The organism is Serratia sp. BNK-12, from assembly GCF_047456085.1.
GTDB lineage: Bacteria > Pseudomonadota > Gammaproteobacteria > Enterobacterales > Enterobacteriaceae > Serratia > Serratia liquefaciens.
The window spans coordinates 171,365-194,999 of the sequence record NZ_CP179896.1 but is presented as its reverse complement, the minus strand read 5'-3'; the positions used below and the strand labels follow the sequence as shown (position 1 = coordinate 194,999).

The following is a 23,635-nucleotide window of genomic DNA, read 5'->3' as shown; positions in this document are numbered from 1 at the left end:
ACTGCTGACAAAGCTTGTTATTAGGGAGACCGCCCCTCGGTGCCCTTATGCATTAAGCGCCAATCACGTCCTGCACGACCAGTTCAAACAGCGCCATCCCTTCGTCAATATCCTCGGTTGCTACCACCAGCGAAGGCGCAAAACGGATCACGTTTGGCCCTGCATTGAGGATCATCAACCCGCGTGCAGCGGCGGCAGTCAGGAAATCACGCGCCTTGCCGTGGTAATTTTTCGTCAATTCGGCACCAATCAGCAGGCCCATGCCGCGAATGTCGCTGAAAACACCATATTTCTCGCCAATCTGTTTTAACGCCTGCACGTACAGTCCATGACGCAGTTCAATGCCACTGAGCACTTCCGGCGTATTGATCACGTCCAGCGCCGCCTCCGCCACCGCGCAGGCCAACGGGTTGCCGCCGTAGGTGGTGCCATGGGTACCCACCTGCATCACCGAGGCAATCTCTTCGGTGGTCAGCATCGCGCTAACCGGGAAGCCACCGCCAAGCGCCTTGGCCGTGGTCAGGATGTCTGGCGTCACGCCATAGTGCATATAGGCGAACAGTTTGCCACTGCGCCCCATGCCACTTTGCACTTCGTCGAATACCAGTAGCGCCTGATGCTGGTCGCACAGTTCGCGTACGCCCTTGAGGAAGTCGGCGTCTACCGGGGTAATCCCCCCCTCACCTTGGATCGGCTCCATTACCACCGCGCAGGTATGGTCGTCCATCACCGCTTTCACCGCGGCCAAATCGTTGAACGGCACGTGTACGATATCAGCCGGTTTGGGCCCAAAGCCGTCGGAATATTTGGCCTGTCCGCCGACGGAGACGGTAAACAGCGTGCGGCCGTGAAACGCGTTATAGAACGCGATGATTTTGGTTTTGTACGGACTGTGGCGGGTAATCGCATAATGACGCGCCAGTTTGAAGGCAGCTTCGTTAGCCTCTGCGCCGGAATTGGCGAAAAACACCCGATCGGCAAAGGTGGCGTTAATTAGCTTGGTCGCCAGGCGCAGCGCCGGTTCGTTGGTGAACACGTTGCTGGTATGCCACAGGGTTTCGCCCTGCTGTTTCAGCGCCTCAACCAACGCCGGGTGGCAGTGCCCCAACGCCGTCACCGCAATGCCGCCGGAGAAATCGATGTACTCTTTCCCTTGCTGGTCCCATACGCGGCTGCCTTTGCCCCTGACCGGGACAAACTGAGCAGGTGCATAAACAGGCAGGATAACCTGATCAAAGGTGCTGCGGGTTACTGCAGATTTTTCGGTCATTATGGGGTCCACCCTGAAAGTAACTCAGTTTTTTAATGGCAATTGAATGAAAATATAATCACAAAATATGCATAAAAAACCATTAAAGGGCAAACGCAAATCACCTTGGCGACTAAAAAAAATCTAAATAATTAACTTTTAAGGAAATTATCCAACAGCTGATGCCCCTGTTCGCTGAGAATGCTTTCTGGGTGGAACTGTACCCCTTCCAGCGCCAACTGCCGGTGGCGGATGCCCATGATCTCATCACGTACGCCGTCGCGTTCGCTCCAGGCGGTAACTTCAAAACAGTCCGGCAAAGTAGCAGCTTCAAGCACCAACGAATGGTAACGGGTAACGGTCAGCGGGTTGTTCAACCCGCGAAAAACACCGCTGTCGAGATGGCGGATCGCCGAGGTCTTGCCGTGCATCACCTCGCGGGCGCACACCACCTTGGCACCGAATGCCTGCCCCAGCGCCTGGTGCCCCAGACAAACGCCGAGGATCGGCAGCTTGCCGGCAAAATGTTGGATGGCGGCTAATGAGATACCGGCTTCATTCGGGGTACAGGGCCCAGGAGAGATCACCAGACGCTGCGGCGCCAGCCTTTCGATATCGGCCAGTTGCAGCTCGTCGTTACGCTTCACCAGCACCTCCGCGCCTAATTCGCAAAAGTACTGGTAAAGGTTATAGGTAAAAGAGTCGTAGTTATCGATCAACAGCAGCATAGTGTTTCCAACAGACATCATCGCAATCGCAGGGGCGAATATGCCGCCCCGATTTACACGGGCGCAGTATACAACGCCCTCACGATACTGCCGCTACCGATAATTTCAGCTTACTTCTTGCGACCGCCCATGATCGAGCCCAGCACGCCGCGCAGGATCTGTCGACCGAGATCGCGTGCCATGCTCTTGGCGGCGGTTTGAACTATGCCGTCGCGCTTGCCGCCGCGTGGGCCGGTAGAGCCGAACAGAATATCGTTCAGGCCGCCCATCAGGCCGCCACCCGCCTGCTGCTGCGCCTGGGGTTGCTGCGCCGGTTGGCCCGCTTGCGGTGCACCGACGGTGGCGAAACCTTCCGCAGACAGCTTCTCGTAGGCGGACTCGCGGTCCACCATATCCTCATAACGACCGTACAGCGGCGATTTATTGATCGCACTGTTCAGCCCTTCCGCCCCCAGCATGCCCATCTTGGATTCCGGCGCGATCACCATCGCCCGTTCCACCACGTTTGGCCGCCCTTTTTCGTCGAGGAAAGAAACCAGCGCCTCGCCGACACCTAGCTCGGTGATCGCCGTTTCCGCATCGAAGACCGGATTGGCGCGCATGGTTTGCGCCGCGGCTTTCACCGCTTTCTGATCGCGAGGGGTAAAGGCGCGCAGCGCGTGCTGCACGCGGTTGCCTAACTGACCGAGCACGCTGTCCGGAATGTCGAGCGGGTTTTGGGTAACAAAGTAGATGCCGACACCTTTGGAACGGATCAGGCGTACCACCTGTTCGATTTTCGTCAGCAGCGCCGCCGGTGCGTCGTTGAACAGCAGGTGAGCTTCGTCGAAGAAGAACACCAGCTTCGGCTGCTCCGGATCGCCCACTTCCGGCAGGTGTTCGAACAGCTCGGCCAGCAGCCACAGCAGGAACACCGAATAGAGTTTCGGCTGATTAATCAGCTTGTCCGCTGCCAGCAGGTTGATGATGCCGTGGCCGTTGGCGTCGGTTTTCATCAGGTCATTGATGTCCAGCATCGGCTCGCCGAAGAACTGGTTTGCCCCCTGCTCTTCCAGCGTCAGCAATCCGCGCTGGATAGCGCCGACCGAAGCCGAAGAGATATTGCCATATTGGGTTTGGAACTGTTTGGCGTTGTCCCCAACGTACTGCACCATGGCGCGCAGATCTTTCATATCCAACAGCAGCAGCGCATTGTCGTCGGCTATTTTGAACACCAGTTGCAGCACGCCGCTTTGAACTTCGTTCAAATCCAGCAAGCGGGCCAGCAGCAACGGCCCCAGATCGGAAACGGTGGCGCGGATCGGGTGGCCCTTCTCGCCATAAATGTCCCACGGAATAATCGTGCAGGCCTGCGGCTGCCAGTCAGTGACGCCAATTGCCGCCAAACGCGCCTGCAGCTTCTCGGAAGGCACGGCTTCGGTACCAATACCCGACAGGTCTCCCTTTACGTCAGACAAAAAGACCGGCACACCAATGCGCGAAAACTGCTCGGCCATTTTTTGCAGCGTCACGGTTTTACCTGTCCCGGTCGCTCCGGTGATCAGACCATGGCGGTTCGCCAATGCCGGCAGGATAACCAAATCCTGTACCGGTTTCCCGTCTTTCATCGCTTTGGCGATAATCCGTGCTTCACTCATTTTCTTTTCCTTGGACGCGACGCAAAAAGCGCCTGTTGATGTCAATAAAGCTATAAGGGGGACTTAACCCCGTCAAGGACAAACAAAAATCGGCCCCTTAACCCGCCAACTGGACAGGTAAATTTAGGATTCCGCTTAGCCCATTGCAGCCATGCGATAACCCACTTGAACAATAAAACACCGGTGATATAGTAAGCAGTACGCTGTATATACGAGGTATTTACCATGTCTGAATCTACCGTGGTTATCCGCGTGGATGACGAGTTAAAAATAGCTTTTGCCAGTGCGGCCAAAGCAGCGGATCGAACGGCATCTCAGCTTTTACGCGATTTCATGCGAGATTTTGTCAGTCGACAATCGCAGCAAAAAGAGTATGAACAGTGGTTGCAGGAGAAGGTCGATTTAAGCCGAAAAGCGCTCCAGGAAGGAAGAGTGGTTGATAATGAGGACGTTGAGGCTTATTTCGCCGAGCGCAGGGCAAAATCAATGCGGTAAAACGATAAGGAAATATCGTGAAGCTAAAGTGGACGGATCCCGCAATTGCTGACCGTATGGCAATTTATGACTATCTTGCGTCAAAGGACCCGATAGCTGCCGCAGAGATTGATGCTTTGATTTCTGCGGCGGCAAGCCAACTATCCCGAAACCCATCAAGTGGCAAAGTGGGCCGGGTTTCAGGTACACGTGAATGGGTCATTCATCATTTTTACCTACTGATTTATGAAGTAAAAAATGACCTTCTTATTATTTTGGCAGTCGTACATTCCCGCCGGCAATGGCCAAAGGATTAATCACCCCCGCAGCCCCAGCTCCTCTTTCAAGGCTTTCAGATAGCGGCGGCTGACCGGGACTGGCTCCCCAACCGGCATGATCATTTCCGCAGCGCCGCCCTCATCGAAGCGAATTTCACGCACCTGCTCCAGATTGACCAAATACTGACGGTGGCAACGTACCAGCGGTGTCCGCAGCTCCAGCGTTCGCAGCGTCAGCTCGGTAAAACATTCCATGCCGTCATTACGCACCACAAATACGCCACTCAGTCGCGAACGTATCGCTACTACCTCGTCAAAGCGCAGCAAATAGATGCGACTGTGGCCGGTACAAGGGATGTATTTCAGGTAGCCGGCGCTTTCGTCCAGCGCGGCGATGTTTTGCTGCCCGCGCTGTTGCTGCAGGCGCTGCAGCGTTTTGCTCAGCCGCTTCGGCTCCGCCGGTTTCAACAGGTAATCAAACGCATGCTCTTCAAAGGCCTGCACCGCGTATTCGTCATAGGCGGTCAGGAACACGATATGCGGCATGCGATTAGGGTCGAGCATGCCTACCATCTCCAACCCGGTAATGCGCGGCATCTGAATATCCAGAAACACCACGTCCGGCTGCAGGCGATGGATCCCGCTGATGGCTTCTATCGCATTGGCGCATTCGCCGACAATGCTGATGCCCTCTTCCGCTTCCAGCAAATGTCGCAGGTTATCGCGTGCAGACGGTTCATCATCGACAATCAGTACGTTTAACATCAGGCAGCCCTCGCCAAGGGTACATTGAGCGTAATGCGGGTGAAGGTTTGTGGCTCACAGGCCACCCGTACGCCATAGCCGTCGCCGTAGCGTACGCGAATACGTTTATCTACCAGGTTCATTCCCAACCCGCTGTTGTTCGGCAAAGGTTGGTACAGACCCGCATTGTCGGTCACCTGCAATAACAGACAGCCGTCTTCGAGCCGAGCGCCAATATCTATACGCCCGATGCCCAGCAACTGCGAAGTGCCGTGCTTGATGGCATTCTCAACGATTGGTTGCAGTGAAAAGGCCGGCAGACGTACCGCCAACAGCTCTTCCGGCAGCGATACCGCAATCTCCAGCCGATCGGCAAAACGCGCCTGTTCGATCTGCAGGTAGGCGTTAACGTGCTCAAGTTCGTCTGCCAGGCTGACTTCGTCGTCCGAACGCTTAAGGTTTTTGCGGAAAAAGGTCGAAAGGTACTGCACCAGCTCACAGGCCCGGTCCCCGTCACGACGGATCACCGCCACCAGCGTATTCAGGGCGTTGAACAGGAAATGCGGATTGACCTGCGCATGCAGCAATTTGATTTCCGACTGCGCCAGCAACTGCGTGTGGCGCTCATACTGGCCGGCCATGATCTGTGCGGATAACAGGTTGGCGATACCTTCACCCAGCGTGCGGTTGATGGTGCTGAACAAACGGCTCTTCGGCTCGTAGAGCTTGATGGTGCCAATCACCCGCTGGTTCTCACCACGCAACGGGATCACCAGCGTCGAACCCAGTTTGCAGTTGGCGTTGATCGAGCAGCTGTAGGAAAGCTCATTGCCGTCGGCGTAAACCACTTCGTTGTTGTCGATCGCGCGGTGCGAATGCTTTGATGAGATCGGCGTGCCCGGCAGGTGGTGATCGTCGCCGATGCCGATAAACGCCAGCAGCTTCTCACGGTCGGTTATCGCGACGGCACCAATCCCCAACTCCTGATAGAGCACCCGCGCCACCCGCATGCTGTTTTCCTGATCGAACCCCTGGCGCAAGATGCCTTCGGTACGTTCGGCAATTTTCAGTGCCTTGGCGGAGAACGCGCCGGTGTATTTCTCGAACATCGCCCGCCTGTCCAACAGGATCTGCATAAACATCGCCGCCCCCAGCGTGTTAGCAATCAGCATTGGCAAAGCAATGTGCTCCACCAGCCGCAGCGCCTCGTCAAACGGCCGTGCAATCGCCAGGATAATCGCCATTTGCAGCACTTCGGTCACCAATGCCACCCCGGCAACAAACAAGGGGTTAAACAGCAGGTCGATACGCCGCCGGCGCATGGCGATGCTGTGCACCAGCCCGCCCACCAACCCTTCCGCCACGGTAGAGACCGCACAGGCGATGTCGGTCATACCGCCCAGCGTGTAGCGATGCAAGCCCCCGGTCAAACCCACCAGGAACCCTACCGAAGGTCCCCCCAACAGGCCGCCCAGCACGGCGCCGATCGCGCGAGTGTTGGCAATCGATCCTTCGACATGCAGCCCGAAATAGGTGCCCATGATGCAAAACACCGAGAAAATGACGTAGCACAATAGCTTGTGCGGCAGGCGGATAGTCACCTGTGTCAGCGGAATGAATAACGGGGTTTTACTCAGTAAATAAGCAATGACAAGGTAGACGCACATCTGCTGTAACAGCAGCAGAACCTGGCTAAATTCAAACATGGCAGCAGCTCATCCCTTAACAAAACAGATGCAGAACGCCGGGTTTCCGGTCTGATTATAAGCTGGCGATTAAAGCATGCGACGGGGAAAAAAACAGTGATGCAGGCAAGGCTTCCGGGGAAAGCAATGCAGCCGGCCCACCGGGGCCGGCGCAAAATCATTATGGCAGCACTTTCGCTGACAGAATGACGATAGGTTTACTTGGAACGTTTTGGTATGGCCCCACGTTGCCGGTCGGCGCCTGGGAAATTTTATCTACCACGTCCATGCCTTTAACCACCTTGCCAAACACCGCGTAACCGAAATCGCGCTGGCCGTGATCCAGGAAGGCGTTATCCGCCACGTTCAGGAAGAACTGGCTGGTAGCACTGTCTTTATCGGCGGTACGCGCCATCGAAATAGTGCCACGCAGGTTACGCAGGCCATTATCCGCTTCGTTCTTGATCGGTGCCTGGGTGGATTTTTGCTGCATATCGGCAGTAAAGCCGCCGCCCTGAACCATAAAGCCCGGGATCACGCGGTGGAAAATAGTGTTGTTGTAGTAGCCGCTGTTCACGTAGTCGATGAAGTTCTTGGTGGAAACCGGAGCCTTCTGACTGTCGAGCGCCAATTCGATATTCCCTGCTGAGGTGGTCAGCATGACATGAGTTTCACCGGCAGCGAGCGCAGCGGGTGCCATTGCTGTCAGGGAACACAGCGCAACGAGGGTCACTAAAGTACGTTTGAACATTAACGGGTCCTTTCTCTAAGAGACAAACAACGGAAAAGCGCTTTGATTCTAAAGAGCTGAACCTGCGAGTGCCAGCCATTTACCTATATTTACGCAATTGTGGGACTTATCTCAGCCAGCCCCGAATTTTACTGCCAAAAGTATGATCGCCTTAGACCTTTTTGCCAACTGCATCACGCATTTTTTGCCCTTTTTACGCCTTGCTCGCTTTTTGCGACACAACTCCCGGTTTCATTTCCTGTTCCGGTTAATCTAAAGAAATGAGAGCGCTCTCATTTTAAGAATGACAGCGAAAGTAACGAATATCCGCCGGCACTGCCGCCGCGCAATAACAGGAGAAATAATGTGAGTGAATTGATGACTGAAATCAGCCCCGATTTTGAAAGCACCATCATGGAGCTGCTGGTGTTCTCCGGTGGTGCCCGCAGCAGTGCGTTGATGGCCTTGCAGCAGGCACGTGCCGGTGACTTTACCGCCTCAGCCAAGCACATGGCCGAGTCCAAACAGTCGGTGAAAAAGGCGCATCTTATCCAGACCCAACTGATCGGCATGGATGAAGGCTGCGGCAAACTGGCCATCAACCTGATTACCGTTCATGCCCAGGATCATCTGATGAACGCCATGGTGATCCAGGATCTGGCGGATGACATGATTGAACTCTACCGCCGCCAGGCCCAGATGGAGGTTCGCGCATGAGCGCCTTGAAAATCGCCGTGATCGGCGGCGGCAGCAGTTACACGCCAGAATTGGTTGATGGGCTGATCCAACGTATCGAAGAACTGCCGGTGACCGAACTGGCGCTGGTAGATGTTGAACCCGGCCGCGAAAAGGTAGAGATCATTGCTGCGCTGACCGAACGCATGCTGGCACGCCATGGCCTGGAGCAGGTCAAAGTCAGCGTGCATTTCGAACTGGATGAGGCTATTCGGGACGCGAACTTCGTCCTGACCCAGTTCCGCGTCGGCCAGCTGCCGGCACGCGCCGCCGACGAGCGCTTGGGGCTGAAATACGATCTGATAGGCCAGGAAACCACCGGCGTCGGCGGCTTTGCCAAGGCGCTGCGCACCATACCGGTGATGCTGGATATCGCCCGCAGAGTGGAAAAACTGGCGCCGGATGCCTGGATCATCAACTTCACCAACCCGGCCGGCATCGTTACCGAAGCGGTCTCACGTTACACCAAAGCGAAAATCATCGGGCTGTGTAACGTACCGATCAGCATGCACCATATGATTGCCAACATGCTGAAAAGCCCTTCTCAAGAAATACAGCTGCAATTTGCCGGGCTGAACCATATGGTCTGGGTTCATCAGGTGCTGCAAAAGGGGCAAGACGTCACCGGTAAGGTGATCGACATGCTGTGCGATGGTGCCGCGTTGACCATGAACAACATCAAGGAAGAGCCTTGGCAGCCGGACTTCCTGCGCGCCGTAGGGGCAATCCCTTGCCCGTACCACCGCTATTTCTACCAAACCAAAGAGATGCTGGCCGAAGAAATTGCCGCGGCGGCCGAGCGCGGCACCCGTGCCGAGCAGGTGATGAAAGTAGAGAAAGAGCTGTTTGAGCTGTATGCCGATCCACACCTCGACAGCAAACCGGAACAATTAAGTTTCCGCGGCGGATCATATTATTCGGAAGTCGCGCTGGAGCTAATTCGTGCGATCCATAATAATCTCGGCACGCAATTAGTCGTCAATACTGCAAACCGTGGTGCCATTCGCGGTTTACCGGACGATGCTGTGATAGAAACCAACTGTATTGTCGATGCTCAGGGTGCCCATCCGCTGACCTTCGGCACGCTGCCGGATTCCATGCATGCGCTGACTCAACAGGTGAAAGCCTACGAGCGTCTGACTATCGAAGCCGCAGTGCATGGCGATCGCCGTAGTGGTCTGCTGGCGTTGGTGACCAATCCGCTGGTCGGTAATGCCAATGTGGCCCAGCCGCTGCTGGATGAAGTGTTGGCGGTGAATGCGCCTTATCTGCCACAGTTTAAATAACCACCGGGCCAGCCGCGGTTGCTGATACATTGCTATAACTAATCTGTAGGGGGTCGATACGTCGACCCCATTTTTGTCGTAATCAGGAGTCGGATGATGGTGACACTGGAAGATGTCGCAGCCTTGGCGGGCGTGTCCCGCGCCACCGTGTCCCGCGTAGTGAATGGCGACACCAACGTTAAAGGGCAGACCCGCGAGAAAGTGGAACGCGCGGTGGCCCAGCTCGGTTACACCCCCAACCCTGCAGCACGCGCACTGGCCTCCAGCCACAGCAATACCCTCGGGCTGGTCACGACCTCATATCGCGGCGGCTTCTTCGGCGCGCTGATGGACTTCGTGCAAACCGAAGCAGAATCCCATGGCAAACAGTTACTGGTGACCCAGGGCCGCAACAGCGCCGAAAACGAATGGCAGGCGATTCAACGGCTGTTCAGTCTGCGTTGCGACGGTGTGATCCTCCATGTCCGCTTCCTCAGCGACGACCAACTGCGTCAGTTGGCAACAGAGCAACGCCCTTTTATCCTGCTCGATCGTCTGGTGCCCGGTCTGGAAGACCGCTGCGTCACTTTCGATCATCCGCGCGCCAGCCGCATGGCGACCCAACAGTTGATTGATGCCGGCCACCGACACATCGCCTGCATCAGCGGCCCCCGCGATCGCCCCTCCAGCCACTTGCGACTGCAGGGATTTGAACAGGCAATGCAGGCAGCACACATCAAACCGGTTGCCTGCGTCGAAGGGCTTTACGATTTGGAAAGCGGCTATCGCTGCGCCGATCTGCTGTTGCAAATGAAAACCACGCCTACCGCTATCTATTGCTGCAACGAAGAAATGGCCATCGGCGCGCTGCTGGCAATCAACGAACATCGCCTACGGGTTCCGCAAGATATCTCGCTGATCTGTTACGACAGCGGCGAACGTGCACCTTTCGTTCGACCGGCGCTGACCAGCGTACATTTCCCGATTACCGAAATGGCGCAATACGCGGCAAGGCGGCTGATTGATCCGACCACGCCTGAGGTCAGCTTCTCACCGATCGTCATCAGTCGAGATTCCATCGTGACGGTGAGCTAACAGATCACAAAAATATTTCACCACCGCTCATTCATTGCATCAAAAAATCGACAGCCATCACAAAAACTCCCGTTGTCTGTGCTAGGATCCGCTCCCTGGTGGCCTGATCGGGACTTTTTTCTGCTTTTGCCAGGAAAAGCCAGCGGCCTTAATCCAGCGTTATACCCTATGAATTTCAAATTGCAGCTAGACGCCCAACTTACTCATCCCCTGGAGCTTACTTAGGTAAGTGACTGGGGGGAGTTAGTACAGGTAACAACGCTGCGGTTTGAAAGGCGACGGGAATAATCCTAACAGACATAATCAGGCCTATATAATGAATGACAGCAACCGTCTACGGCTTACCTGGATCAGCTATTTTTCTTACGCGCTGACCGGTGCTTTAGTTATCGTCACAGGGATGGTGATGGGGAACATTGCAGAGTACTTTAATCTGCCGGTTTCCAGCATGAGCAATACCTTTACCTTTCTTAACGCCGGTATTTTGATTTCGATCTTCCTCAATGCCTGGCTGATGGAAATCATCCCGCTGAAACGTCAATTGATGTTCGGCTTTGTGCTGATGGTGCTGGCTGTCGCCGGGTTGATGGTCGGCAAAAGCCTGACCATGTTCTCGTTGTGCATGTTCGTCCTTGGCGTGGTCAGCGGTATCACCATGTCGATAGGCACCTTCTTGATCACCCATATGTACGCCGGCCGCCAACGCGGTTCGCGCCTGCTGTTCACTGACTCCTTCTTCAGCATGGCCGGGATGATCTTCCCGATTGTTGCCGCAATGCTGTTGGCTCGTCAGATCGGCTGGTACTGGGTGTACGCCTGCATCGGCCTGCTGTATGTAGGTATCTTTGTGCTGACCCTGTTCTCCGAGTTCCCGGTGCTGGGCAACAAAGGCGCCGACGCCGGCCAGCCGGTAGCGAAAGAAAAATGGGGTATCGGCGTGCTGTTCCTGTCGATCGCCGCACTGTGCTACATCCTCGGCCAGCTTGGTTTCATCCAGTGGGTGCCGGAATACGCCACCAAGTCATTCGGTATGGATATCAGCCAGGCCGGTAAACTGGTGAGCGATTTCTGGACCTCATACATGGTGGGCATGTGGGTGTTCAGCTTTATTCTGCGCTTCTTCGATTTGCAGCGCATCGTCACCATTCTGGCCGCTTTGGCGACCGGTGCGATGTACATGTTCGTCAGCACCGACAATCCGGAACACCTGGGCTACTACATTATGGCTCTGGGCTTCGTCTCCAGCGCGATCTACACCACGTTGATCACTCTGGGCTCGCTGCAGACCAAGGTTTCTTCACCGAAACTGGTTAACTTCATCCTGACCTGCGGCACCATCGGCACCATGCTGACCTTCGTGGTCACCGGCCCGATCGTAGCGAAAGGCGGCGCGCATGCAGCGCTGACTACCGCTAACGGCCTGTACCTGGCGGTATTCGTCATGTGTCTGCTGCTCGGTTTCGTGACCAAGCACCGCAGCCACGGTCACGTGACGCACTAACCTGCCGACGTGATGTAAAAAGGGCGCCTTGGCGCCCTTTTTTATGCTGCAACCGGTGCCTTAACGCCGGAAATCCACCTTCTCATCCTGTGCCAGATACAGCGTGGTTTCGGCTGGCTGAGTCTCGGCAATCACCGCCCCCTGCCGTATCGAATAGCGCACCGGCGTCTGTCGACGCACCGCGTCAAAACCGCTTTCCGCCGGCAGAATCACCAGGTTGGCACTGTTCCCTGCCGCCAGGCCGTAATCGGTCAGGTTCAACGTCCGGGCACTGTGGCTGGTGATCAGTTTCAGCCCGTCGTCGATCTGGCCGTATCCCATCAGTTGGCACACATGCAGCCCCATATGCAGCACCTGCAGCATGTTGGCGGTCCCCAGCAGGTACCAGGGGTCGAACACATCGTCATGACCAAAGCAGACGTTGATATTCGCCTCCAGCATCTCTTTCACCCGGGTGATGCCGCGCCGCTTCGGGTAGCTGTCGAAGCGCCCCTGCAGGTGGATATTCACCAGCGGGTTAGCAACAAAGTTGATGCCTGACATTTTCAGCAGGCGGAACAGCCGTGAAGCATAAGCGCCATTGTAAGAGTGCATCGCCGTGGTATGGCTGGCGGTCACCCTGGCACCCATGTCCAGCTTCAGCGCCAGCGCCGCTACGGTCTCGACAAATCGCGACTGTTCGTCGTCAATCTCATCGCAGTGGACATCCACCAGCCGATCGTATTTCTGCGCCAGAGCAAACGCCTTGTGCAGCGACTCCACGCCGTATTCCCGGGTGAATTCAAAGTGCGGAATGGCCCCTACCACATCGGCACCCAACCGCAGCGCCTCTTCCAACAGGGCTTCGCCGTTGGGATAAGACATGATGCCCTCCTGCGGGAAGGCGACGATTTGCAGCGTAACCCAGGGGGCCACTTCCTGCTTCACTTCCAGCATCGCACGTAGCGCCGTCAGGGTCGGGTCCGAGACGTCAACATGGGTACGCACGTACTGCACGCCGTTGGCGATCTGCCATTTCAGCGTCTGCCAGGCGCGTTGCTTGACGTCCTCATGGGTCAGCAGTGCCTTGCGTTCCGCCCAGCGTTCAATGCCTTCAAACAGGGTACCTGACTGGTTCCAGGCCGGTTGCCCGGCGGTTTGGGTGGTATCCAGATGGATATGCGGCTCGACAAATGCCGGCTGCGCCAGCCCGCCCTGCGCATCCAGCACGTCGTTGCGCCACTCCTGCCCTTCCGGCTGCGGCACGATATGAGCGATGCGCCCCTGTTCAATGGCCAGTTGCCACAGCCCTTCATGCCCGCTTAAACGCAGGTTATCGATAAACTTCAATGGACTCTTGGCCACGCTTCACCTCTGCTGTTCCAGCCTGTTTTATTCATCATACTGGCAGCGGATCAGACTGACAAAGCGCCCTTGCGGTTATTACCCCACCCCTTACTCCCAAATAAGTAGAATTCGCATTAACTGGCTCGTTTCAGCTAAAGGTGAATAAAAACCGCAACTTATCAAATATCGATAAAAATCATCCATATACCACATAAGAGGTATATGGAGGGGCGATTGATTTGCATCAATAAATTGCCCGTAGGGAGGAATAAGGTAACGCTAGGAAATCAGAATTTTGAGGCAATAATGAGCAGAGTCAAACTTGCTGTCATCGGTAACGGCATGGTCGGCCACCGGTTTATCGAAGATCTGTTGGAAAAAGCAGACAAAGACCAGTTCGACATCACCGTATTTTGTGAAGAACCGCGCATCGCCTACGACCGCGTGCACCTGTCTTCTTATTTCTCCCACCACACCGCCGAAGAGCTCTCGCTGGTTCGCGAAGGCTTTTACGAAAAACAGGGCGTAAAAGTGCTGGTCGGCGAGCGGGCCATCACCATCAACCGCAGTGAAAAAGTTATTCACTCCAACACCGGCCGCACGGTGTACTACGACAAGCTGATCATGGCCACCGGCTCTTACCCGTGGATCCCACCGATCAAGGGTTCAGACAGCCAGGACTGTTTCGTCTACCGCACCATTGAAGATCTCAACGCCATCGAAGCCTGCGCACGCCGCAGCAAACGCGGTGCCGTAGTCGGTGGCGGCCTGCTCGGTCTGGAGGCCGCAGGCGCGCTGAAAAGCCTGGGCGTAGAAACCCACGTCATTGAGTTTGCGCCGGTACTGATGGCAGAACAGCTGGATCCGATGGGCGGCGATCAGCTACGTCGTAAAATCGAACGCATGGGCGTCAAAGTCCATACCGGCAAAAATACCCAGGAAATCGTCAACGGCGGGGAGCAGGCGCGCAAGACCATGCAGTTCGCCGACGGCACCGCACTGGAAGTCGACTTTATCGTCTTCTCCACCGGTATCCGTGCCCAGGACAAACTGGCCCATCAGTGTGGGCTAGCCACCGCACGCCGGGGCGGTATCGTGATTAACGACAGTTGCCAAACTTCAGATCCGGACGTTTACGCCATCGGCGAATGCGCCTCATGGCGCGATCGCACCTTCGGCCTGGTTGCACCGGGCTATAAAATGGCACAGGTAACGGCTGACCATCTGCTGGGGCGCGAAAACACCTTCCTGGGCGCAGACATGAGCGCCAAGCTGAAATTGCTGGGTGTAGACGTCGGCGGCATCGGTGATGCCCATGGCCGCACCGAAGGGGCGCGCAGCTACGTTTATCTGGATGAAAGCAAAGAAATTTATAAACGTATCGTCGTCAGCGCAGACAACAAGACCCTGCTCGGCGCAGTGCTGGTGGGCGACACCAGTGACTACGGCAACCTGCTGCAGCTGGCGTTAAACGCCATCGAACTGCCGGAAAACCCGGACGGTCTGATCCTGCCGTCGCACGCAGGCAGCAAGCCGGCGATTGGCGTCGAGTCGCTGCCGGAAACCGCGCAAATCTGCTCCTGCTTCGACGTCAGCAAAGGCGATATCATCAAGGCGGTCAGCATGGGTTGCCACACCGTCGCCGCCATCAAGTCTGAAACCAAGGCCGGTACCGGCTGCGGTGGCTGTATTCCTCTGATCACCCAGGTACTGAATGCCGAACTGACCAAACAGGGCATCGAAGTCAACCATCACCTGTGCGAGCACTTTGCTTATTCACGCCAGGAGCTCTACCACCTGATCCGCGTCGAAGGCATCAAATCCTTCGACGAACTGCTGGCCAAATACGGCAAGGGTTACGGCTGTGAAGTGTGTAAACCTACCGTTGGCTCACTGCTGGCCTCCTGCTGGAATGAGTACGTGCTCAAACCGCAACATACGCCGCTGCAGGACACTAACGACAACTTCCTCGGCAATATCCAGAAAGACGGCACTTATTCGGTGATCCCACGCTCCGCCGGCGGTGAAATCACGCCGGACGGTTTGATGGCGGTCGGCCAGATCGCCAAGGAATACAATCTGTACACCAAGATGACCGGCTCTCAGCGCATCGGCATGTTCGGCGCGCAAAAAGACGACCTGCCGGCCATTTGGAGCAAACTGATTGCCGCCGGTTTTGAAACCGGCCACGCCTACGCCAAGGCGCTGCGCATGTCGAAAACCTGCGTTGGCAGCACCTGGTGCCGCTATGGCGTCGGCGACAGCGTCGGGTTTGGCGTCAAGCTGGAACACCGCTACAAAGGCATTCGCACCCCGCACAAAATGAAGTTTGGCGTTTCCGGTTGCACCCGTGAATGCGCCGAGGCGCAGGGCAAGGACGTCGGTATTATCGCTACCGAAAACGGCTGGAACCTGTACGTCTGCGGCAACGGCGGCATGAAACCGCGCCATGCCGATCTGCTGGCGGCTGACCTCGACAGCGTGACGCTGGAGCACTACCTCGATCGCTTTATGATGTTCTATATCCGCACCGCCGATAAGCTGCAGCGTACCTCGGTATGGCTGGAAAGCCTGGAAGGCGGCATCGATTACCTGCGCAAAGTGATCATTGACGACAAACTGGGCATTAACGCTCAACTGGAAGCCGAAATCGCCCGCCTGCGCGATGCGGTGATCTGCGAGTGGAAAGAAACCGTTGAGCACCCCGAATCTCAGGTCCGCTTCGCCCACTTTATCAACAGTAGCCAGCGCGATCCGAACGTCCAGGTGGTCGCCGAACGCGAGCAGCACCGCCCGGCCCGTCCGGATGAACGCATTCCCGTCACCCTGTTGGAAACCGAGGAGAACAACGCATGAGCCAGTGGACAACCCTTTGCCCTATCAGCGATATCCTGCCAGGTACCGGCGTGTGTGCCCTGATTGGCGACCAACAGGTGGCCATCTTCCGCCCCTACGCCGACGATCAGGTCTTTGCCATCAGCAATATTGATCCCTTCGCCCAGGCCAGCGTGTTATCACGCGGGCTGATCGCCGAACATCAGGGTGAGCTGTGGGTCGCCAGCCCGTTAAAAAAACAACATTTCCGCCTGCACGACGGTTACTGTCTGGAAGATGACAGCCGCTCCGTCGCGCATTTCGCCAGCCGGGTTTTGGACGGCATGGTGCAGGTCGCGGCCTGATATTTCTACTTTAACCTCAGGGGAAGCAGCATGTTCACCGATACCATCAACAAATGCGCCGCCAATGCGGCGCGCATCGTCCGGCTGGCAAAACACAGCCCGCTGGGCTTTTGGATCAGCTCGGCAATGGCCGGGGCCTACGTCGGCCTCGGCATCATTTTGATCTTCACCCTCGGCAATCTGGTCGATCCCTCCTTGCGTCCGCTGGTGATGGGGGCCACCTTCGGCATCGCGCTGACGCTGGTGATCATCGCCGGTTCCGAACTGTTCACCGGCCACACCATGTTCCTGACGCTCGGCGTCAAGGCCGGCACCATCACGCAGGGCCAAATGTGGGCGGTCTTGCCGCAGACCTGGTTAGGCAACCTGTTGGGCTCGGTGCTGGTGGCGCTGATGTACTATTACGGCGGCGGCAGCCTGTTGCCGGTAGACACCAGTCTGGTACACACCGCGGCGTTGGCAAAAACCACCGCACCGGCGGAAGTGCTGTTCTTCAAGGGCGTGCTGTGTAACTGGCTGGTCTGCCTGGCGATTTGGATGGCGATCCGCGTGGAAGGTGCCGCCAAGTTCATCGCCATCTGGTGGTGTCTGCTGGCCTTTATCGCTTCCGGCTATGAACACTCGGTTGCCAATATGACGCTGTTCGCCCTGTCCTGGTTCGGCCATCACAGCGAAGCCTATACCCTGAGTGGCATCGGCCATAACCTGCTGTGGGTGACGCTGGGTAATATCCTGTCCGGCTCGGTGCTGATGGGCCTGGGCTACTGGTATGCCACACCACGTGCCGAACGGCCGCAGGCTGAAAAAGCCGTAACGCGTCAAGCCGCATAATATTCCGGGGCGCTTTGCGCCCCACTGCTGATTGCCCCGAGGATTGCCGATGGATTACCTGCCGATTTTCTGCCAACTGCAACACAAAGCCTGCCTGCTGGTCGGTGGCGGCGAGATTGCCGAACGCAAAGCCCGTTTGCTGCTGGATGCCGGCGCGGCGTTGACCGTCAACGCCTGCAGCTTCAGCCCGCAATTTCACGAATGGGCCGCGCTTGGCCGGGTCACGCTGGCAGAAGGCGAGTTCAGCGCGGCATTGCTGGCGGAAAAGTGGCTGGTGATCGCCGCCACCGATCGAGTGGAAGTCAACGCGTTGGTGTATCAATGCGCCAACCAGCAACGGGTGTTCTGCAACGTCGTGGATGATCCCAAGCGCGCCAGCTTTATCATGCCATCGATTATCGATCGCTCGCCGATTATGGTCGCGGTGTCTTCCGGCGGTAAAGCGCCGGTGCTGGCGCGGCTGTTGCGAGAAAAACTGGAGGCCATGCTGCCTCAGCATCTTGGCAAGCTGGCGCAACTGGGCGGCTCATTGCGCCAACGGGTAAAAAAGCACTTCTCTGACATCGGCGCACGCCGTCGTTTTTGGGAAAAACTGTTTGCCCACGACCGCCTGGCGCAGTCTTTGGCCAATGATGACCAACCGCTGGCGGATCGGCAGATCGAAGAGCTGTTTAGCCATCAACAGCAACAATGCGGTGAAGTGGTACTGGTGGGTGCCGGACCGGGTGACGCTGGCCTGTTGACCCTGAAAGGCCTGCAGCAGATCCAGCAGGCTGACGTGGTGGTTTATGACCGCCTGGTCTCCGATGAGGTCATGACGCTGGTGCGTCGCGATGCCGAGCGCATTTTCGTCGGCAAACGTGCCGGCAACCATTGCGTGCCACAAGATCAGATTAACCAAATCCTGCTCGAGCAGGCGCAACAAGGTAAGCGCGTGGTACGACTGAAAGGCGGTGACCCATTCATCTTTGGCCGCGGCGGTGAAGAGCTGGAAACGTTGGCCGACGCCAATATTCCGTTCTCGGTGGTGCCGGGCATTACCGCGGCTTCCGGTTGCTCAGCCTACAGCGGTATTCCCCTCACCCATCGCGACCATGCGCAAAGCGTACGCCTGGTGACGGGGCACGCCAAGCGCGATGGCGGGTTAAACTGGTCAACGCTGGCCGCCGGGCAGCAAACGTTGGTGTTTTACATGGGCCTGACGCAGGCGGCAGAGATCCAACGCCAACTGATCGCGCACGGTATGCCGGCCTCCACCCCGGTGGCGCTGGTAGAAAACGGCACCTCTTGTCGTCAAAGGGTGATCGAAGGGGAACTGAACCAGCTGGGAACCCTGGCCATGCGAGCTGCCAGCCCAAGTTTGATCATCGTCGGCAGCGTGGTGAACCTGCGCAGCAAGCTGAACTGGTTCTCCAGCCAGGAATCACCACAGCCACTGGCGCAAATGGCTTGATTCAGACGTAAAAAAAGCGGCCAATGGCCGCTTTTCTTTTATGGCGAGGATCACTGTGGCGACACGAAGCCAACCGCCTGGTAAACCTTGGCCAACGTTTCCTGTGCGCGCGCACGAGCCTTGGCCGCACCGTCACGCATCACCTGCTGCAGCAAGGCCTCGTCATTGCGGAAACGGTGGTAACGCTCCTGCAGCTCACCCAGCATGCCTGATACCGCTTCGGCTACCGCACCTTTCAGGTGGCCGTACATCTGGCCTTCAAACTCGGCTTCCAACTGAGCGATGCTCTTGCCGGTCACACCGGCGAGAATATCCAGCAGGTTTGATACCCCTGCCTTGTTCGCCACGTCGTAACGCACTACCGGCGGCTCTTCAGAGTCGGTCATCGCACGTTTGATTTTCTTGCTCACCGCTTTCGGATCTTCCAGCAGGCCAATCACGTTGTTGCGGTTATCGTCCGACTTGGACATTTTCTTGGTCGGCTCTTGCAGCGACATCACGCGAGCGCCGGACTTGGGAATAAACGGCTCAGGGACTTTGAACACGTCACCGTACAGCGCATTGAAACGCTGACCAATGTCACGGCTCAGTTCCAGATGTTGCTTCTGGTCTTCACCGACCGGAACCTGGTTGGTCTGGTACAGCAGGATATCCGCCGCCATCAGCACCGGGTAGCTGAACAGGCCGGCGTTGATGTTTTCCGCATAGCGTGCGGATTTGTCTTTGAACTGGGTCATGCGGCTCAGTTCGCCGAAATAGGTATAGCAGTTCAACACCCAGCTCAGTTGCGTATGCTCCGGCACGTGAGACTGTACGAAGATGGTGCTCTTTTGCGGATCGATGCCGCAGGCCAGATACAGCGCCAGCGTGTCCAGCGTAGCTTTGCGCAGTTTTTCTGCGTCCTGACGTACGGTGATCGCATGCAAATCAACGATGCAGTAGATGCAGTCATAATCGTCCTGCATTTTCTCCCACTGACGCAGGGCACCCATGTAGTTGCCAATGGTCAGTTCACCGGACGGTTGTGCGCCGCTAAATACGATGGGCTTACTCATGTTTAAATTTCCTGATTCTCTAAAGATGACAGCCCAAGAGCGGGCAACAAATCGGCAAAGCGCTCCAACACGCGGTCGGGATGGCTCAGGGCAATCGCCTCGCCGTAGTTATAACCGTAGGTCAGCGCGGCGCTAGGGCAGCCAGCCGCCTGCGCCGCCTGAATATCGTTGCGGGAATCGCCCACAAACAGCAACTCGTTGGTGCGCAGACCCAACTTGCCGAGGACCAGATACAGCGGTGCCGGGTGCGGTTTCTTTTCCACCACGTCATCGCCGCCGATAATCAGCGAAAAGTCATCGAGAATGCCCAATGCGGCCAACAGTGGTGCGACAAACGGCGTCGGTTTGTTGGTCACCAGCGCCATGGGATACCCTTGCGCAGCTAATTGGGCCAGCGTTTCCTTCACCTGCGGAAACAGACGGCTGCCGCTGTCCACGGTTTGCGCATAGAAGTGATCAAAACGTTCGCGCAGTTGTTGGCAGTGTTCCGGGGTGGCTTCCACCTCAGCCCAGCGCAGCGCGCGTTGTACCAGCACGTCTGCGCCATTGCCAATCCAGGTGCTGACCCGGTCTTCGCCGGCCTGCGGCAGACCCATTTCCGCCAGCGCCATATCAATAGCGGCCGCCAATCCCGGCGCGCTGTCTACCAGCGTGCCATCGAGATCAAAGGCCAGAGCGCGGATGGCACTGAAATCAGCCATGCGTCACCTTCGCCAGTTCGCTGCGCATATCATCAATCACCCGGCGATAGTCCGGCTTGCCGAAGATGGCTGAACCGGCGACAAACATGTCTGCACCGGCTGCGGCGATTTCGGCGATGTTGTCGACTTTCACGCCGCCATCCACTTCCAAACGGATATCGCGACCGCTTTCGTCGATCAGCTTGCGCACCTGGCGCAGTTTATCCAAAGTGCCGTGGATAAACGACTGGCCGCCAAAGCCAGGGTTGACCGACATCAGCAGGATCACGTCGATTTTGTCCATCACGTAATCGAGATAGCTCAGCGGCGTCGCCGGGTTGAATACCAAGCCGGCTTTACAGCCGTGCTCTTTAATCAATTGAATGGTGCGATCGACGTGTTCGGAGGCTTCCGGATGGAAAGAGATGTAACTGGCACCCGCTGCGGCGAAGTCCGGCACTATGCGGTCTACCGGCTTCACCATCAGATGCACGTCAATCGGTGCGGTGATGCCGTAGTTACGCAGCGCCTGACAAACCATCGGCCCGATGGTCAGATTGGGAACGTAGTGGTTATCCATCACGTCGAAGTGCACTACGTCGGCACCTGCGGCCAGCACGTTGGCTGTGTCTTCACCCAGGCGAGCAAAATCTGCCGACAAAATGGACGGGGCAATCAAAAATTTTTTCATCCGCTATCTCCAAACGTAGGGTTCGAATTTGTTATACGCCGGGGCGTAACCCCGGTTTAACGATAAAGCGCCAAAAGTTCATTCACTTTGCTGCGGCCGAGAATATTGCGGCTGATGGTGCGACGCGCTTTCACAACAAACAGCGAGGCGTGCTGATACCAGTCACGCGTCAGTTCGGTATCGTGGTTGGAAATCAATACCGGCACCTGGCTTTCAACCGAAAGCTGATGTGCCATCAACGCCAGGCTTTGTTGATCGGCCATGCTGAAGCTGTTGGTGTGGTAGGCGGTAAAATTCGCCGTCGCCGATAATGGCGCATACGGCGGATCGCAATACACCACGGTACCACGCTCGGCTTTTGCCATGGTATCCCGGTAATGCTCGCAGACAAAAGTGGCGTTGCGGGATTTTTCGGCGAACCAGTACAGCTCTTCCTCGGGGAAGTACGGTTTCTTGTAACGTCCAAAGGGAACGTTGAACTCGCCACGCAGGTTATATCGGCACAGGCCGTTATAACAGTGGCGGTTCAGATAAAGAAACAGCAGCGCGCGGCGATAAGGATCGGCACTAGTATTGAACTGTTCGCGCAGCAGGTAAAACTGATCCGACTTATTGAATTCATCGGTGAAAAGAAGGCGGGCATCACGCACGAAGTCATCCGTACGCAGCTTAACGATGTTATACAGGTTAATAAGATCGCTGTTGATGTCGGCGAGAATATAGGCATCGTATTCCGTGTTCAGAAAGACTGAACCCGCACCCACGAAGGGCTCGATTAAGCAGTCGCCTGCTGGCAGATGACGACGAATCTCGTCCACCAGCGGGTATTTTCCACCAGCCCATTTTAAAAAAGCGCGGTTTTTCTTCATGCCGTCAATTAGCTACTTATTATACAATTCAGAGCGGCGGATTGTACTCTGTTTCAGACAGCACATCAGCGCACAAATTTAAGTGATTGATACCCATCATACTTCAAGCCGCAGCATCGCTGGCCACGCACGGTTGTTCAGCCTGTTTCCAGGCCACTTCAGTCATCTGTCGCGGGTTAACTGGCGCACCCCGATTAACATGGGCGCAGCATGCTGCGCCCCTTAATGTCTGAAACCCCTGCTCTTGCCGTCTGACTGCAGCTTGAAATCTACCGGGTTACTTTTTCAGTTCTTGCTGTACCTGGCGTACAGGTCGAACCCATGGTTTTTTCGCCTGAACATCCGCTGGCAGCGTCGCGATTGCGCGCTTCGCTTCTGCCGAAGAGGCATAGTTGCCACTCACCAGCACATACCAAGGTTTACCGTCACGCTGGGTTGCGTACACCAGATAATGCTGCAGTTTCTGCTGCTTGGCGTAGGCATTGAGCGTATCGGAACGCGAGGCACTGCTCAGTTGCAGAGTGTAATGGCCTGCCGGTGCAGATTGCAGCGAACCCGCGTTGCCGCTTACGGCTCCCGCCTTGGCACTTGCCGCTCCCGCTTTGGCGGAAGAGGTCGGCGCCGGTGTATACACCGTGGTTGGCGCTTTGTGCTGCGAGGTCGTAGCCGTCGGCTTGCTGACGGTTTTTGCCGGCGTTTTGTGTTGCTGTGGCGCCGTTCCCTGAACCGGACGTACGGTTTCTTTCGCCGTTGCGCCGTTCATCAGAGTCGCAGGAGCCGTCGGCAGGGTCGAAGCCGGCCCCGTCATGCCCTGCGTCGCGGTATCAATCTGCCCCTGCTGGGCCGACAGCGCGTCCGACATATTGCCTGGTAAATCGACCCGTTGCTGCGCGCCGCCCTGCGGCTGCTGCGGTTGCGCTTCCGTCGGGGTGCTGGCGATCGGTGGAACGCTGACGGTTTGCGGCTGCGAACTGCTGCTCACACCGTTATTGTCATTGGTGTCGGTAGTACCACCCGGAACGCCGGAATTACCGGCCGTCAGCGACGAAGAACCGGACAGGTTAATGTCTTTGGCCGCGCCATTTTGCGCGCCTTCCTGGGCCGCTTCATGCTTGGTTGGCGCTTTCAGCGCCGAGCCAATGCCGACAATCAGCAATAACAGCACCAAAATACCGATACCAATCATTAAATGCTGACGCGAAACGGCAAAACGCGGTCCCGGAGCCGGTTTGCGCGAACGTGCAGGACGACGATCGCTGCTATCAGGTCTGAGATCGTCTTCCGGTTTAAACTCATCCATCTGAAACCCTCCAACTAGAGGCAAAAGCCCACCACTGTAGATCTACCGTGGCACGGGCAGATTAACCCGATGATGTCAAAGCGACGCCATGCCTGCTTTGCACATAATTAATATAGATGTAAACGGCGGC

The 23,635-nt window shown here is 56.5% G+C and carries 22 protein-coding genes; 10 read left to right on the top strand and 12 right to left on the bottom strand.

What is annotated here, in order from left to right:
• Positions 1-52 precede the first annotated feature (52 nt).
• From argD to ACMGG1_RS00805, 3 genes are all read right to left on the bottom strand, one after another.
• Positions 53-1,270 (bottom strand): bifunctional acetylornithine/succinyldiaminopimelate transaminase, encoded by a 1,218-nt coding sequence (gene argD, locus ACMGG1_RS00815; protein ID WP_414161101.1) that lies wholly within the window; start codon positions 1,268-1,270, stop codon positions 53-55.
• A gap of 131 nt (positions 1,271-1,401) precedes the next feature.
• On the bottom strand, positions 1,402-1,977 hold the full coding sequence (locus tag ACMGG1_RS00810) for an aminodeoxychorismate synthase component II (protein WP_142816263.1): 576 nt from the start codon (positions 1,975-1,977) through the stop codon (positions 1,402-1,404).
• Positions 1,978-2,087: 110 nt separating this feature from the next.
• Positions 2,088-3,614 carry a DUF853 domain-containing protein gene (locus ACMGG1_RS00805; protein WP_259219725.1) on the bottom strand — a complete coding sequence of 509 codons (1,527 nt, stop codon included), beginning with the start codon at positions 3,612-3,614 and terminating at the stop codon, positions 2,088-2,090.
• 225 nt (positions 3,615-3,839) lie between these two features.
• Between ACMGG1_RS00805 and ACMGG1_RS00800 the strand changes: the two genes are divergently transcribed.
• Both ACMGG1_RS00800 and ACMGG1_RS00795 read left to right on the top strand, forming a co-directional pair.
• Entirely contained in the window at positions 3,840-4,109 is a 270-nt protein-coding gene (locus ACMGG1_RS00800; protein ID WP_020837302.1) for a hypothetical protein, read from the top strand.
• A 17-nt stretch (positions 4,110-4,126) separates the two neighbouring features.
• Positions 4,127-4,405 (top strand): type II toxin-antitoxin system RelE/ParE family toxin, encoded by a 279-nt coding sequence (locus ACMGG1_RS00795; RefSeq protein WP_337048008.1) that lies wholly within the window; start codon positions 4,127-4,129, stop codon positions 4,403-4,405.
• Here the strand turns inward: ACMGG1_RS00795 and btsR are convergent, their stop codons facing one another.
• The 3 genes from btsR to ppiA all read right to left on the bottom strand — a co-directional run bounded on the left by btsR (position 4,406) and on the right by ppiA (position 7,546).
• Positions 4,406-5,131: a two-component system response regulator BtsR gene (gene btsR, locus ACMGG1_RS00790; RefSeq protein ID WP_020837306.1), complete on the bottom strand. Its 726-nt coding sequence runs from the start codon at positions 5,129-5,131 to the stop codon at positions 4,406-4,408.
• A complete protein-coding gene (locus ACMGG1_RS00785) occupies positions 5,131-6,816 on the bottom strand; it encodes a sensor histidine kinase (protein ID WP_046372487.1) in 1,686 nt (561 codons plus the stop codon). The genes btsR and ACMGG1_RS00785 overlap by 1 nt, the downstream gene beginning before the upstream one ends.
• A gap of 160 nt (positions 6,817-6,976) precedes the next feature.
• Positions 6,977-7,546: a peptidylprolyl isomerase A gene (ppiA, locus tag ACMGG1_RS00780; protein WP_020837308.1), complete on the bottom strand. Its 570-nt coding sequence runs from the start codon at positions 7,544-7,546 to the stop codon at positions 6,977-6,979.
• Positions 7,547-7,903: 357 nt separating this feature from the next.
• Between ppiA and ACMGG1_RS00775 the strand changes: the two genes are divergently transcribed.
• The 4 genes from ACMGG1_RS00775 (at position 7,904) to tsgA (ending at position 12,121) form a co-directional block, all read left to right on the top strand.
• Positions 7,904-8,242 (top strand): PTS lactose/cellobiose transporter subunit IIA, encoded by a 339-nt coding sequence (locus tag ACMGG1_RS00775; protein WP_041415733.1) that lies wholly within the window; start codon positions 7,904-7,906, stop codon positions 8,240-8,242.
• A complete protein-coding gene (locus ACMGG1_RS00770) occupies positions 8,239-9,546 on the top strand; it encodes a 6-phospho-beta-glucosidase (RefSeq protein ID WP_046372486.1) in 1,308 nt (435 codons plus the stop codon). Before ACMGG1_RS00775 ends, ACMGG1_RS00770 begins: the two co-directional genes overlap by 4 nt.
• A gap of 96 nt (positions 9,547-9,642) precedes the next feature.
• Complete coding sequence (locus ACMGG1_RS00765; protein WP_115061143.1) at positions 9,643-10,620, top strand: LacI family DNA-binding transcriptional regulator; 978 nt, start codon at positions 9,643-9,645, stop codon at positions 10,618-10,620.
• Positions 10,621-10,936: 316 nt separating this feature from the next.
• The gene (gene tsgA / locus ACMGG1_RS00760) at positions 10,937-12,121 is read left to right on the top strand and encodes an MFS transporter TsgA (RefSeq protein ID WP_020837315.1); all 1,185 of its coding nucleotides are present in this window, start codon (positions 10,937-10,939) and stop codon (positions 12,119-12,121) included.
• A gap of 60 nt (positions 12,122-12,181) precedes the next feature.
• Here tsgA and ACMGG1_RS00755 read toward each other — a convergent pair whose 3' ends face one another.
• Positions 12,182-13,450, bottom strand: coding sequence for a cytosine deaminase (locus ACMGG1_RS00755; protein WP_414161440.1), 1,269 nt, complete (start codon positions 13,448-13,450; stop codon positions 12,182-12,184).
• A 303-nt stretch (positions 13,451-13,753) separates the two neighbouring features.
• On the opposite strand from ACMGG1_RS00755, the gene nirB reads away from it, so the two are divergent.
• The 4 genes from nirB to cysG are packed head-to-tail and all read left to right on the top strand — an operon-like array spanning position 13,754 to position 18,910.
• A complete protein-coding gene (gene nirB, locus ACMGG1_RS00750) occupies positions 13,754-16,303 on the top strand; it encodes a nitrite reductase large subunit NirB (protein WP_020837319.1) in 2,550 nt (849 codons plus the stop codon).
• On the top strand, positions 16,300-16,626 hold the full coding sequence (nirD, locus tag ACMGG1_RS00745; RefSeq protein WP_020837321.1) for a nitrite reductase small subunit NirD: 327 nt from the start codon (positions 16,300-16,302) through the stop codon (positions 16,624-16,626). Before nirB ends, nirD begins: the two co-directional genes overlap by 4 nt.
• A gap of 30 nt (positions 16,627-16,656) precedes the next feature.
• Positions 16,657-17,457: a nitrite transporter NirC gene (gene nirC / locus ACMGG1_RS00740; protein ID WP_046372484.1), complete on the top strand. Its 801-nt coding sequence runs from the start codon at positions 16,657-16,659 to the stop codon at positions 17,455-17,457.
• A 49-nt stretch (positions 17,458-17,506) separates the two neighbouring features.
• A complete protein-coding gene (gene cysG, locus ACMGG1_RS00735; protein ID WP_130016884.1) occupies positions 17,507-18,910 on the top strand; it encodes a siroheme synthase CysG in 1,404 nt (467 codons plus the stop codon).
• Positions 18,911-18,960: 50 nt separating this feature from the next.
• Here the strand turns inward: cysG and trpS are convergent, their stop codons facing one another.
• From trpS to ACMGG1_RS00710, 5 genes are all read right to left on the bottom strand, one after another.
• Positions 18,961-19,965, bottom strand: a complete 1,005-nt coding sequence (gene trpS / locus ACMGG1_RS00730; RefSeq protein WP_020837324.1) for a tryptophan--tRNA ligase — start codon at positions 19,963-19,965, stop codon at positions 18,961-18,963.
• Positions 19,966-19,967: 2 nt separating this feature from the next.
• Positions 19,968-20,666 (bottom strand): phosphoglycolate phosphatase, encoded by a 699-nt coding sequence (locus tag ACMGG1_RS00725; protein ID WP_046372482.1) that lies wholly within the window; start codon positions 20,664-20,666, stop codon positions 19,968-19,970.
• Complete coding sequence (rpe, locus tag ACMGG1_RS00720; protein WP_020837326.1) at positions 20,659-21,336, bottom strand: ribulose-phosphate 3-epimerase; 678 nt, start codon at positions 21,334-21,336, stop codon at positions 20,659-20,661. Before rpe ends, ACMGG1_RS00725 begins: the two co-directional genes overlap by 8 nt.
• A 56-nt stretch (positions 21,337-21,392) precedes the next feature.
• Positions 21,393-22,205 (bottom strand): adenine-specific DNA-methyltransferase, encoded by an 813-nt coding sequence (dam, locus tag ACMGG1_RS00715; protein ID WP_128865271.1) that lies wholly within the window; start codon positions 22,203-22,205, stop codon positions 21,393-21,395.
• Positions 22,206-22,482: 277 nt separating this feature from the next.
• The gene (locus ACMGG1_RS00710; protein ID WP_128865272.1) at positions 22,483-23,505 is read right to left on the bottom strand and encodes an SPOR domain-containing protein; all 1,023 of its coding nucleotides are present in this window, start codon (positions 23,503-23,505) and stop codon (positions 22,483-22,485) included.
• Positions 23,506-23,635 lie beyond the last annotated feature (130 nt).

Coding starts and splice junctions, on each gene's coding strand:
- ACMGG1_RS00710 (WP_128865272.1), bottom strand. CDS start 23,505: ATGGATGAGTTTAAACCGGAAGACGATCTCAGACCTGATAGCAGCGAT.
- nirC (WP_046372484.1), top strand. CDS start 16,657: ATGTTCACCGATACCATCAACAAATGCGCCGCCAATGCGGCGCGCATC.
- ACMGG1_RS00725 (WP_046372482.1), bottom strand. CDS start 20,666: ATGGCTGATTTCAGTGCCATCCGCGCTCTGGCCTTTGATCTCGATGGC.
- dam (WP_128865271.1), bottom strand. CDS start 22,205: ATGAAGAAAAACCGCGCTTTTTTAAAATGGGCTGGTGGAAAATACCCG.
- ACMGG1_RS00765 (WP_115061143.1), top strand. CDS start 9,643: ATGGTGACACTGGAAGATGTCGCAGCCTTGGCGGGCGTGTCCCGCGCC.
- ppiA (WP_020837308.1), bottom strand. CDS start 7,546: ATGTTCAAACGTACTTTAGTGACCCTCGTTGCGCTGTGTTCCCTGACA.
- trpS (WP_020837324.1), bottom strand. CDS start 19,965: ATGAGTAAGCCCATCGTATTTAGCGGCGCACAACCGTCCGGTGAACTG.
- nirD (WP_020837321.1), top strand. CDS start 16,300: ATGAGCCAGTGGACAACCCTTTGCCCTATCAGCGATATCCTGCCAGGT.
- nirB (WP_020837319.1), top strand. CDS start 13,754: ATGAGCAGAGTCAAACTTGCTGTCATCGGTAACGGCATGGTCGGCCAC.
- ACMGG1_RS00805 (WP_259219725.1), bottom strand. CDS start 3,614: ATGAGTGAAGCACGGATTATCGCCAAAGCGATGAAAGACGGGAAACCG.
- cysG (WP_130016884.1), top strand. CDS start 17,507: ATGGATTACCTGCCGATTTTCTGCCAACTGCAACACAAAGCCTGCCTG.
- ACMGG1_RS00775 (WP_041415733.1), top strand. CDS start 7,904: ATGACTGAAATCAGCCCCGATTTTGAAAGCACCATCATGGAGCTGCTG.
- argD (WP_414161101.1), bottom strand. CDS start 1,270: ATGACCGAAAAATCTGCAGTAACCCGCAGCACCTTTGATCAGGTTATC.
- tsgA (WP_020837315.1), top strand. CDS start 10,937: ATGAATGACAGCAACCGTCTACGGCTTACCTGGATCAGCTATTTTTCT.
- ACMGG1_RS00800 (WP_020837302.1), top strand. CDS start 3,840: ATGTCTGAATCTACCGTGGTTATCCGCGTGGATGACGAGTTAAAAATA.
- ACMGG1_RS00785 (WP_046372487.1), bottom strand. CDS start 6,816: ATGTTTGAATTTAGCCAGGTTCTGCTGCTGTTACAGCAGATGTGCGTC.
- btsR (WP_020837306.1), bottom strand. CDS start 5,131: ATGTTAAACGTACTGATTGTCGATGATGAACCGTCTGCACGCGATAAC.
- ACMGG1_RS00770 (WP_046372486.1), top strand. CDS start 8,239: ATGAGCGCCTTGAAAATCGCCGTGATCGGCGGCGGCAGCAGTTACACG.
- ACMGG1_RS00810 (WP_142816263.1), bottom strand. CDS start 1,977: ATGCTGCTGTTGATCGATAACTACGACTCTTTTACCTATAACCTTTAC.
- rpe (WP_020837326.1), bottom strand. CDS start 21,336: ATGAAAAAATTTTTGATTGCCCCGTCCATTTTGTCGGCAGATTTTGCT.